At 64.1% G+C, this 11,821-nt stretch carries 9 protein-coding genes and 1 pseudogene; 6 read left to right on the forward strand and 4 right to left on the reverse strand.

All coding sequences use genetic code 11. The features are described from left to right. Positions 1 to 131: 131 nt before the first annotated feature. Positions 132 to 773, forward strand: a pseudogene (locus tag OG203_RS44475) (delta-60 repeat domain-containing protein); the annotation flags it as partial. 87 nt (positions 774 to 860) lie between these two features. Continuing rightward, complete coding sequence (locus tag OG203_RS44480) at positions 861 to 1,475, forward strand: delta-60 repeat domain-containing protein (protein ID WP_405168190.1); 615 nt, start codon at positions 861 to 863, stop codon at positions 1,473 to 1,475. 52 nt (positions 1,476 to 1,527) lie between these two features. Here the strand turns inward: OG203_RS44480 and OG203_RS44485 are convergent, their stop codons facing one another. From OG203_RS44485 to OG203_RS44495, 3 genes are all read right to left on the reverse strand, one after another. Continuing rightward, positions 1,528 to 2,937, reverse strand: a complete 1,410-nt coding sequence (locus OG203_RS44485) for an FtsW/RodA/SpoVE family cell cycle protein (protein ID WP_405163218.1) — start codon at positions 2,935 to 2,937, stop codon at positions 1,528 to 1,530. 249 nt (positions 2,938 to 3,186) lie between these two features. Then, positions 3,187 to 4,713 carry a M4 family metallopeptidase gene (locus OG203_RS44490; protein WP_405163219.1) on the reverse strand — a complete coding sequence of 509 codons (1,527 nt, stop codon included), beginning with the start codon at positions 4,711 to 4,713 and terminating at the stop codon, positions 3,187 to 3,189. A gap of 771 nt (positions 4,714 to 5,484) precedes the next feature. Continuing rightward, positions 5,485 to 6,111, reverse strand: a complete 627-nt coding sequence (locus tag OG203_RS44495; RefSeq protein WP_405163220.1) for a hypothetical protein — start codon at positions 6,109 to 6,111, stop codon at positions 5,485 to 5,487. Positions 6,112 to 6,349: 238 nt separating this feature from the next. On the opposite strand from OG203_RS44495, the gene OG203_RS44500 reads away from it, so the two are divergent. The 4 genes from OG203_RS44500 (at position 6,350) to OG203_RS44515 (ending at position 10,641) form a co-directional block, all read left to right on the forward strand. Then, the gene (locus OG203_RS44500) at positions 6,350 to 7,714 is read left to right on the forward strand and encodes an ATP-grasp domain-containing protein (RefSeq protein WP_405163221.1); all 1,365 of its coding nucleotides are present in this window, start codon (positions 6,350 to 6,352) and stop codon (positions 7,712 to 7,714) included. Between the two features lie 66 nt (positions 7,715 to 7,780). After that, entirely contained in the window at positions 7,781 to 8,500 is a 720-nt protein-coding gene (locus OG203_RS44505; protein WP_405163222.1) for a 2OG-Fe dioxygenase family protein, read from the forward strand. A gap of 32 nt (positions 8,501 to 8,532) precedes the next feature. Beyond that, positions 8,533 to 9,807: a diaminopimelate decarboxylase family protein gene (locus OG203_RS44510; protein WP_405163223.1), complete on the forward strand. Its 1,275-nt coding sequence runs from the start codon at positions 8,533 to 8,535 to the stop codon at positions 9,805 to 9,807. A 15-nt stretch (positions 9,808 to 9,822) separates the two neighbouring features. Then, on the forward strand, positions 9,823 to 10,641 hold the full coding sequence (locus OG203_RS44515; RefSeq protein ID WP_405163224.1) for a hypothetical protein: 819 nt from the start codon (positions 9,823 to 9,825) through the stop codon (positions 10,639 to 10,641). Here the strand turns inward: OG203_RS44515 and OG203_RS44520 are convergent. After that, the gene (locus OG203_RS44520; RefSeq protein WP_405163225.1) at positions 10,563 to 11,804 is read right to left on the reverse strand and encodes an MFS transporter; all 1,242 of its coding nucleotides are present in this window, start codon (positions 11,802 to 11,804) and stop codon (positions 10,563 to 10,565) included. The genes OG203_RS44515 and OG203_RS44520 overlap by 79 nt on opposite strands. Positions 11,805 to 11,821 lie beyond the last annotated feature (17 nt).

An 11,821-nucleotide genomic window follows, 5' to 3' on the forward strand; every position in this document is an offset into this window, starting at 1 on the left:
CAACAATTTCGGTTGCCGAGATCAGTACTTGCGGCGTCAGCGGCGATTCGGTCCAGCAGACGGAACCGACAGATCGATACTATGTCGAACTATGGCTCTACCCCTTCAATATTGAAATGAGGTAGCTCCACATGTTGCGCTCATCAAGTCACACAGGAACGGCCGGGGACCTCCTTCGGCGCTTGGGCTGTGCCGTCGTCGTCGGGCTGGCGCTCACTGCGTGCTCGGCCTCGAACGGCACGGTATTGCCATCGGCGGGCGGGCTGGATTCGGGATTCGGTTCGGCGGGGAAGGTGAGCACCGATCTGGGCGGCACCTCAGATCGTGCGAATGCTGTTGCGATCCAACGCGATGGGAAGATCGTTGTCGCCGGTGCCACCAATGACCCAGCGCAGGGTGACAATTTCGCGATCGTCCGTTACACCACCGACGGCAAGCTCGACACCGGCTTCGGTGCTGGCGGGAAGGTGTCGACTGATTTCGGTGGCAAGTCCGATGTCGTCAATGCTGTTGTGGTCCAACCTGATAGCAAGATCGTCGCCGTCGGGACCAGCCACGGCACAAGCGCCGGGGACAACATCGCGATCGCCCGTTATACCGACACCGGGCAACTCGACTCGAGCTTCGGTGACGGCGGCAGAATCTCGACCAACCTCGGCAGTCGAGCCGATCGCGCCAACGCCGTTGCGCTGCAGTCCGACGGTGACATCGTGGTGGCCGGCTCGACCAATGACCCCGCGCAGGGTGACAATTTCGCGATCGTCCGTTACACCACCGATGGCAAACTCGATACCGGCTTCGGTGATGGCGGGAAGGTGTCGACCGATTTCGGTGGTACGTCCGATGTCGCGAATGCTGTTGTGGTCCAAAATGATAGGAAGATCATCGCGGTCGGGACCAGTCACGGCACAAGTACCGGGGACGACATCGCTGTTGCCCGCTACACCAGTACCGGGCAACTCGACACCACCTTCGGCGACCGCGGTAAAGTCTCCACCGATCTCGGCACCCAAGCCGACCACGCCCACGCGGTCGCACTGGAATCCGACGGCAAGGTCGTTGTGGCTGGCTCGACCCACGACCCCGCGCAGGGCGACAATTTCGCGATCGTTCGCTACACCACCGACGGCAAACTCGACACCGGCTTCGGTGACAGTGGAAAGGTGTCGACTGATTTCGGTGGGAAATCCGACGTCGCCAACGCTGTCGCAATCCAACCCGATAGCAAGATCGTCGCGGTGGGGACCAGTCGTGGTGCGAGCACCGGGGACGACTTCGCTGTCGCTCGCTACACCAGTAGCGGGCAACTCGACGCGACCTTCGGTAAGGCAGGCACGGTGAGCACCGATCTGGGGTCGCAGTCCGACCGCGCCGACGCCGTGGCACTGCAATCCGACGGCAAGATCGTGGTCGCAGGGGTGACCAGCGATCCTGCTCTGGGTGATAACTTCGCTATCGTCCGTTATCAGGGATGAATCCGGGCGAATGAGTCCGAAGACGGCCAACCTTCAGGCACTGCGGCGGTGATCAGTGGGAGGCCCGGTTGACGTGGACGGTTTTCGCTTCTGCGATCGCGTTGGGTGGGCGTGGGGGAGGTGTTGGGGCTGTGCGGGAGTCGTGTGAGATTCGGATCAGCAGGGCGATGATGATGTAGTTGGCGAGTAGCGATGATCCGCCGTAGGACATGAACGGGGTGGTCAGGCCGGTCAGTGGGATCAGCTTGGTGACACCGCCGACCACGACGAACAGTTGCCAGCCCAGTGAGAAGGCGAGGCCGCCGCCGAGCAGTTTGCCGAAGGCGTCGCGGGTGGTGAGTGCGGCGATGAAGCCGCGGACGGTGATCACCAGGAACACCGCGATGACCGCGCTCAGGCCGACCAGGCCGAGTTCTTCGCCGATGGTGGCGATGATGAAGTCGGTCTTGGCGAACGGCACGCTCTGTGGTTGGCCCGCGCCGATCCCGGTGCCGAACAGTCCACCGGTCGCCATCCCGAACAGTGACTGCGAAATCTGGTAGCCGGTGGTGTAGTAGGTGGCAAAGGGGTCCTGCCACACGTGAACTCGGACGCGGACATGATCGAACAGGTAGTAGGCGATCACGGCGCCGACGGCGAACATGATGATGCCGATGATCAACCAGGACAGTCGGCCGGTGCCGATGTAGATCATCGCGAGCACGGTGCCGAAGATGAGCAGCGAGAATCCCAGATTCTTCTCATACACCAGCACCAGGACCGAGACGAAGGTGACCAGCAGCAGCGGTGCGAGATCGCGTAGCCGGGGAAAGGTCATGGCGAGGAAGCGTTTACCCGCGTTGGTGAACAGTTCCCGGTTGGCGACCAGGAATGCGGCGATGAAGATCAGCAGCAGCACCTTGGCGAACTCGCCGGGCTGAATCGAGAAGCCGTGCAACAGGATCCAGCTCTTGCCGCCGTTGACCTCACTGAACCGTGCTGGCAGCACCGCCGGAATCAGTAGCGCGACAACGCCTGTCAGCCCGCAGGTGTATCCATAACGTGCGGGGTGGCTGTGATCGCGGACGAAAGCCAGGATCAGGGCGAACAATACGAGTCCGATACCGGTCCAGATCAGTTGATGTGCGGCGTCCGAACCTGCCTCGGTACCGGCGGCGGCGTGGTCGAGCCGGTCGATCAACACCAGCCCGAGCCCGTTCAGCAACACCACACACGGCAGGATCACCGGATCGGCCATCGGTGCCCAGCGCCGCACCGCTAAATGCGCGAACAGCACGAGCCCGGCGAACACCGCGAGCGATCGCACCGTGGTGGCGTCGGCGCCGACACCGGCGCCGACCGCCATTGCCGAGCCCGCGCAGGCAGTGAGGATCACCGCCGCAACGCAGAGACTCAGCTCCGCGCGGCGCGGGTTGCTTCGATCGGACCCGTGCACGCCATGGCGTTCTCGAAACGCGATCACGCCCTACGGTAACGCCTACGGCGGCGGGCCAGCAGCCTACCGCCTGGACCACCGCGCTTGATGTAGCACGGTGACCGCCGTTCAGCACTGACCGTTACCGGCCCCGGCTGGCGTCTACGGACCGGCCTCAGCGCCCTGAGCCGGGTGGTCATCGGCCGCCCTACAACAACATTGCCGAAGGGCAAAGAATGTCTCACCGAGCTCATGACGAGCGCGGTGAGACATCCGGCTTTACCCCAATAGTGGTTGTTAGGTGCGGGTCTGCAGTTGCGGCAACGCGGTGGCCTTGGTGGCATTGGCCACCTGGACGCAATCGGCGGCCGTTGTGCCGGCGGTGCTGTTCTGGACATTGGTGTTGCACGCGTTCTTCAGCGCACTCGACAATGCCGCGTAGTCGGAATTGGCCGAGAGAATTGTCTGGGTGGTCCAGTAGAGCGCGGCGGTCTTCTCGATACCCAAACCGGTAACGGTCACGCCGTTGAGGCTGCCGCCGTCGACAAGGAGTTCCGCGGTCTTGTTGCCCACTCCGCTGTTGGTGTGTACGCCACCGTTGTCGCCGCTACCGGTGTACCAGTACTGCCCGTTGTAGGAGTCGGGCTGCTGGTGCGCCTTCGGGTTCTCCATATCCCGGATCACACCAATGGAGCTGCAGGCACCGAGCTTCCACCGATTCTCGGCGGTATTGCACGGGTTCGCGGTGTCCACCAGGAAGGTGAGCTCGCCGAACACGTCCGACATAGACTCGTTGATCGCGCCGGGCTCATCGCGGTAGACCAGGCCGTTGGTGTTCTGGGTTACGCCGTGGGTGAGTTCATGCGCGGTGATGTCCTCGGTGGTCAGACCCGAACCGTAGGCCATGTAAGTGCCTGACCAGAAAGCATTCTGATACGGGCACTCGTCGACGGTGCAGAGACGCACGGTGGCGCGCAACGCTTGACCGTGACCATCCCCGGTGTCATTGCCGATCAAGTTGGTCAGGTTCGCCACCTGGGTGTACTTGGCGTAGAACTTTTCGGTGTTGCCCAGGTAGTCATAGATTTTGTCGACATCCTCGATGCCACTGGGAGCCTCGCCCTCCGCCCTGGTCGATTGGATGCTGTCGGTGCCGCAGCCTGCCTGGTTGGGGTCGATGGGCTGGTTCGCGTTGTCGCACACGACCCGGTTGAGGTGCTTGGTCTCACTCCAGCTGTCGAGCACCTTGCCGGTGTTGTTGGCGTCGACGAAGACGATCCAGGTCGCGGGCTCGCCCTTCTTGTCGGCGCTGGGGCCTTTGATGTCGACTTTGAACGCCGGTACCGCGACGCTCTGCGCATGACCCTTGGAAACCAGCTTCGCGTCGTACCAGTAGGACTTCGTCTCGGTGACGGTCAGCTTGTCGGGCGCGGCTTTACTCTGCTCGGCGACCTTCTTCAGCGCGGTCTGCTGTACCTGCGCCGACGGTGTGGTCGTCGCGAACTTGCCCTGCGACTTCTTCGACAACGACCCGGTCACCGAGATGAGTGAACCGTCGGCGGTCAGCGACTCCGCCGCCGACGCGCCGAACACCGGTACCTTGTCGATCTCCTGACGCAGCCGGACCGTTGACCCTTTACCAACCCGGAACACAGACTCCACAACCAGAACACCTGCGGTATCGCCATTTCCGCCGAGCGCCTTCTGCACACCGGCCGCGTGCGCCTGCGCCGCGGCCTTGGCATCGGCAGCCGTTCCCGCCGGAACCTTGATCGGCTCCTTCGGGACCACCTGCTCGACGGCTCCTTGGGGATCTGTGGTCACTTCTTTCGGAACGACAGACAAATCCGAACTCGCCGGTGCGGATGGACTGGCTGGCGGCTGCCCGCTAGCGCCAGGGCCAGACGCAAAGATCATTGCCCCGACAGCAATTATCGCGAAGGCGGTATTTCGACCCGCCCGTTTATGTGTGGGTTTCATGACCAAGTAGAACCACATACGGGTGATCAACTCGACTGGAGACGAGACTGGGGAAAAGCTGGGAATCTTTGAGCTAACGGGACGCAAGTCATAAGTTGTTATGCGCGAATATATTTCGACTTCACTCGCGACAGGTCAGGTAGCCCTGCCGCATCGGATCACACCGACATCCGATTACATTCAATGTCCGAGAAGGCGAGAATCCGATCGCCTAAAGTGCTCGGACAGAACAGCTTCCAACGTCGTGGGCCGATCAATGTACGACACCTGCTCATGATGGGGATCAACAATTCTTCAGTGCCGCAAGCCAGCTCACGATTCGCGCAGCTCGAGTGCCGGGCTCTTCACCCCGCCTCCCCGGATACCAACAGCGGCGGAGCATGTACCGGAGCCGGTGTCGTCTCAGGAGCCTGGACCAGCTTCGGGCGGCAGGCCGAACCCGCGCCATCCCCGCCGCTTCGGCGGCCCCGGCCACCGGTGGTGGCCGGGGCCGCCAGAGGCGTTGTACGGCAAGCCGAACCGCGGAGCTATGTGGAGCTACGTATCACGGTTCGACAGCGTATCCGGCCGCATGGTGGAGTGGGTTGCCATCATCGCCGCATGAAACGACGCTGCTCAACCGGTCGGAGGTATCGGCACGATCTGCAGTCCGTTGACGAAGGTGTCGATATCGGGTTGGTACGTGTGCTGATCGGCGGCCGTTGTCTGGACCGACATTCGGATCGGGTACAGCATTTCGCCTGCAATGTAATCGGAATTGAGGAACTCGTGGTAGATGTCGGTTCCGTCGATACCGGCGGCGCGCATAATTCCGGTGACCCGGGTGGCGTACCGACCGCACATATCGATGGTCTCGGATCGTGACTGCCGCCATTCGTGTCCGTCCGTACTGAACGCGGATGCGATGATGGTGTTGGCAGGGAGCGGACGGTCCACGCGGAGGGTGACGGTCGCGATGTCCTTCCCCGCGTGCTGATCGGCACGACCCAACACCAATTCGTCCCCTTCTGCCTGCGTCACCTGCCAGCCCGTCAGTTGCGGAAGCTGGATCGTGAGCGGCCTATCAGGGCGTCCCTCGGTGGCAAAGACGGATCCGGTTGCCGCACTGGCGTTGCACGCCGTGCGAGTCGTCGGAGCCGATGTCGTCTCCGCCGACTCCGACGTATCCGACCTGGACACGCCGCACGCGGTCACACTCGTCGCCACGATACCGGCCAGAACCAGATGTCGAATCCTGATCACGGTTCACCAGCCTACCCGACCGCCGTCACATAACACTTTCCTGCCGTGTGTATGCGCGGCTAGCAATCGCGTTATAGCGTGTCTGACGCGATTGTAAATTGGCTGATCTGTCATCGGGAAACCCCTTCGCCCGCAACGGAACTCCCACCCCTCCACGGTCGGCCCGTCCGCGCCGGGAATCGCGACGCCGCAGAGGGTAGTCGGTGCCGGTGGACGGTGGACACGCCCGTGGCGCGCGATGGATGAAAACCCAAGCGTACCAACGGATTTGCGAACGCGTCTCGGTATTGAAAAGAAGTTGAGTATCATCCGTACAGCAGCTAGCGTCTCTCACATGTCGCCAAGTGACAAGCCATTGTTCGCAATGGTGGAGGCGCAGCTTTCCACCTCCGGCCTACTGCCCCTCGAGGTTGCGCATCGGCTCGGCTGTGAAGTGATCTTCGTCAGCAACGACCCCGAGCGATATCAGGGGCTCGGCAACTACTCGGCCGTCTTCTCCGATTGCGTCTCCAAAGTGATCGTTGGCGACACCAACTCGTCGGCTGGGGTCCTGGACGCCGTCGGTGACCTGGTGGGGAGCTGGGGCCTGGCCGGCCTTTACACCCACTGCGACTACAACCTCCCGTTCGTCGCGGAATCCGCAGCGGCACTCGGACTCCCCGGTCTCGCTCCGGCGGCTGCTGCCACCGCCCGGGACAAACTGGAGACCCGGAGGACTTGCCTCGCAGCCGGGATTCCCGCACCACAGTTCGTGCACGCTACGACGGAATCCGAAGCACTGGAAGCGGCACATCGCTTCGGATTCCCTTGCGTCATCAAGCCGATGACCGAATCCGCTAGTACGGGTGTTTCGCTGGCCTTCACCGAGACCGATGTCAGCGAGTACTTTCAGCAGATCGTCAGGCAGCGTTACGACGCACGTGGTCAGCGCCGCCGACCCGGGGTGCTGGTCGAGGAGTATGCGCTCGGTTACGAAGTGAGCGTGGAGACCGTGACGTACGACGGGGCCACGACACTCATCGGTGTCACGGACAAGCAGCTCGGCGCTGCCCCTTACTTCGCGGAGATCGGCGACACCTTCCCCTCCACCCTGCCGGAGTCGGTCACGTCCGCTCTTGCCAGGACGGCACTCGACAGTCTTACCGCCATCGGCTTCGATTTCGGTGCCGCCCATACCGAGCTGCGGATGACCGCCGACGGGCCGAAGCTCATCGAGATCAACGCGCGCATCGCCGGCGCCGAGATCGCCGACCTGGTGGAACTGGCCTACGGCATTCGCTATCGCGAGCAGGTTGTGCGGATGCACCTGGGCGAACGCCCCGACCTGACGCCAGCCCGGAGTGGTGGCGCCGCCTCCCGTTACCTCATGGCTCGCGAACGCGGCACCGTGCGGGCCGTGTACGGCGCCGACCTCGCCGGCCGCATCGACGGTGTTTCCGAGGTCGAAGTGAAGGCTGTGCCGGGCTACCAGGTCGGACCGCCGACAAGCAACCACGAGCTGTACGGCCATGTCGTCGCCGCCGCTACCACCTCTGCCGAGGCAGGCCGCAGAGCCGATGCAGCGCTCGCCCAGATCCATCTCGTGACCTGCTCCGAGAGCTGATCACAGGCTGCATCGCAAGCACCTCACGTGCAGCCCGCGTACCTATCGATGGAAGGAGTCACCATCATGGTCAACCCCTGGGACAGCAAGTACCGCGTGATCGACATCCCGGCACCCGACCCGAGCGTCCTCGCTGAGTTCGACAAGCTCCCCCGGGACGAATTTACCGGTGGCCGCCAGCGCTTCCGCCGCTTCTCGCAGTACAGGGTGGATTATGACAAGAGCACTGACGCTTGGAAGCTGGAGTTACTGCCGCATCGCCCCTTCCTCCAGCCGCGCATGGTGAACGGTTTCATGGGTGGCGTCCAGCGGCCGTTCGAGCCGCTGCGCATCGACCCGTCGCCACAGATCGCGGCCGGGGCCAGAGCGCTCGACCTCGATCGTGACCGTTCATGGCAGCTCAATGTCCATCAGTGCCGGGTCATCTCCACTCCTGAGGTGGCGGGCATCTCGGTTCCCGAGGGTCCACACCGTGACGGTCACGACTACGGCATGCTCGCGGTCTTCGCTCGCCGGAACATCACCGGCGGGACCAATCAGCTCATGCCGACAGGCGGCGGTGACCCTTTCTTCGAGGTCACGCTCCAGCCCAATCAAGCCCTGGTTTACCAGGACGGCGCGATGTGGCACAACGCCACCGACATCGTTGCCAAGGACGAGATGGGCGGCCACCGCGACTTGTGGATCGTCGCATTCAACGACTGGGAGACCCGGAAGTACGGTGCCGAGTTCGAGCGCCAGGCCCTTGCCGGGGATGGCGCCGCCTCCGTGCCCGCCGGGATGTGAGCGTTGTGAGCGAGCGTGAGCGAGGTGGAGTCGTGAGCGACGCACGCGGCCTGGCCGCCGTCGGCGAACGCTGGGGTACACCGGTATACGTCCTCGACCTCGACCGACTGCGGGCCAACCTGACGGCTGTCGCTGGTGACCTGTCTCCCGACACCGTCTTGTATTCGCTCAAGACCAACCACCTGCCTGCCGTGACGGAAGTCGTCCGTGACCACGGATTCGGCGTGGACGTGGTTTCGGGCTACGAGCTGCGGGCGGCGCTACGCGCTGGATTCCCGCCGGAGAAGATCGTTTTCAACGGCCCGGTGAAGACCGTCGACGAATTGCGTGCGGCGGTCGAGCACGGGGTGTACGTCAACATCGATGGTGCGGAGGAGATCGACACCCTGGCGGAGTTCGCCGCATCGAGGGGAGAGCCGATTCCGGTGGGCCTGAGGGTGTTCCCGCCCCAGGACATCTACGCGGGTACGCTACCGCTGCCCGAGCGCACCACGCCGTCGAAGTTCGGGTGGCCACTGGCCACCGCCGACGCCGACCGGCTTGTCGCAGCCATCCGGGACAGGCCGCAACTACGGTTGACCGGCCTGCACTGCCATCTCGGCTCTCAGATCGTCAGCGTGCCGGCGCTGTTGGAGGCGCTGGGGACGGTGATTGCCTGGGCGGCCAAGCTCAGGGAGCAGACCCCACTCGTCCACCTGAATCTCGGCGGCGGCTTCGGAGTCCCGGGCATTCAGCGGCTGAAGGGGGCGGTGGCCGGACTCAGCCAGGTGCAAGCCGCCAAGGAGGACCCGGGGGAGCAGGAGTCCTTCTCCTCGGCTGCCCTCGCCGAAGGAGTACGTGCGCTGCTGGACCGGTACGGTCTCGGGGACCTACGAGTGATCTGGGAGCCGGGGCGGGCCGTGGTCTCCGATGCGATGACGCTCCTCACCCGGGTCGCGGCGGTCAAGCGGACCGTCCCGGGAACGTGGGTTCTGCTGGACGGCGGGCTGAACCTGCTGCCGACAGCCGGGGTGGCGGAACGGCACCGCTACGAGGCGCTGCGCAGGGAAGCGCCGGATGTCTCGTACTTCCTCGGAGGGCCGCTGTGCTACGAGGGTGATGTGTTCTCCCTCGACGCCGGGCTGCCGGGCGACATCCGCCGTGGAGATTTCGTCGCCGTGCGCGACGCGGGGGCCTACAGCACAACCCGCGCCACGAGTTTCAATCGACCGCGCGTCGGCGTGGTCGCGGTTAGCGGCGGAGCGGCCGAATTGGTGTGGCGTGCCGAGACAGATGAGGACATCTTCCGCTTCGACCAGCACCCCTAGAGACTAGGAGGACAGTTGAGCAAGCAGACCGAATCCAAGCCGGAATCACTTCCGGGTGAGCGGCGGTTCGTCGCGCTGTGGGCGGTACCCCGCTCAGTGTCAACGGCTTTCGAGAAAACCTTCTCGTGCCGTACCGACACCCGCGTCGTCCACGAGCCGTACACAGACTGCTACTACTTCGGGCCCGAGCGCCGCTCGGCCCGCTATGGCAACCAGCCGCAGCAGGCCGACTATGACGCACGAGCCGCAGCGCAGGCGGTGTTCTCGGTGGCTGCGCCTGTGGTGTTCGTCAAGGACCTGGCCTTTCAGGCCGGCCCGTACCTGACCGACAACCTGCTGACCAGGATCACCAGCACCTTTATCATTCGGCACCCCAGACGAGTGCTGCGTTCGCTGACGCCGCTCAAAGGGAACTTCACCGAGGACGAGTTCGGCTACACGGCGCTGCACGCGCTGTTCACCCGCATCCGCTCGGAACTCGGTCATCCGCCGGTGGTCGTGGAGGGTGATGCTTTCCGGCGGCACCCGGAAACGGTGCTGCGTGGCTACTGCGAACAGGTTCGACTGCCGTTCCAGGAATCGATGCTGAGTTGGCGGAACGGGCGCATCCGCAGGTGGTCCGAGGCAGAGGAGCAGTCTCAAGCGAAGTGGCACACGACGCTGGAGTCCAGCCACACCATCCTGCCGCCGGATGATGAGGCAGAGGTTGCGGTGCCACGGGAGCGGCAGGCGCAATACGAACGGGCAGTTGAGATCTACGAGGAGTTGGCGCGGTCGCTGCCGGACCCGGTGTCGCCGCCGCGGGATACGGCGAGCACGTCGGCCCCGACGTAGACCGCGCCCGACAATACGGCGAAAGCGAACGCCGCCACCCACAGCACGGTGTCGCCGTAGGCCTGCCGGAGTGGGAGTCCGATTCCCGGTGCAAGGGCGCTCCCGAGCCAAATGCTGGAGGTGAGCACACCGACGTACCGACCACGGTGTTCCGCGGCGGCCAGACGCAGCGGCGCGGTCTCGCTCGCTGGTCCCCACACCATGTCGCCGACCAGGAAGGTGACCACCACGATGACGACCGCCCACAGCGACGTGTCCACCGTGAGGACGAGAAATGCGGCGCCCATCGCCACCGTGCCGGCGGCGAGCCGGATGCGGGGGGATCCATCCGCAGTCCAGCGACTGATCCGCAGTTGCAGCAGAACTACGAGCACCGGTCCGAGGGAGTAGAGGATGCCCCAGGTAGCGGGGGACAGCCCGTAGCTCTGGGTGAGCGCGATCGGCAGGACGGTTTCGTACATGTAGACCACAGTCCAAGCCAAGGTGGTGGCGAGCATGAGGGCGTACAGCCTCCAGTCGCCCAGTACAACCAGACCGCTCCGACCACGCGACGGCCTGCCTGCCGTCGCGGGGGCGTGGTAATGAACGCGGAGGGCGGCGAGCATTGAGATAAGGAAGAGGATGGTGACTTCGAGGTGGAGCAGCCACCAACTCCGACTGACGAGGCCGGCGCCCAACATCGGCCCTGCGAATGCTCCGACGTTGATGACCAGGCGGTACCCGGCGAAGAGTCTCTCGCGACGGCTCTCGGGCGCGGTGTCCGCCAAGGCGATGCGTTGTGCAACACCACGCACCGGTTGTAGCGATGTCACCACGATGAGCACCGCGCACGCCGTGCCCACGCCGACGCCGGGCAGCAGCAGCACGGCACTCCCGGCCACCTGGGCGGCGGAGCCGAGGAGGACCGCGGGACGTGGTCCGAATCTGTCGGTGATCCGGCCACCCAGATACCCACCCGCAACACCGGCAAGGCCGGCCGCAATGTACGCGGTGGAGGCTTGCCCCGCAGTAGCGCCCACTTTCCCTATGAGCCACGGCCCAAAATATGTGGCGAACACGGAGAGGGCCGCAAAGTTGATGCCAATCGACGTGAGTGGTCGAAGCGCAGGACGTGGAATGTCGGAACCCAGAACCCACTTCAGCAGTCGGTCCGTCTCGAGCACCCCGACAGTCAATCAAC

It is taken from the genome of Nocardia sp. NBC_01499, from assembly GCF_045040275.1.
Taxonomy (GTDB): domain Bacteria; phylum Actinomycetota; class Actinomycetes; order Mycobacteriales; family Mycobacteriaceae; genus Nocardia.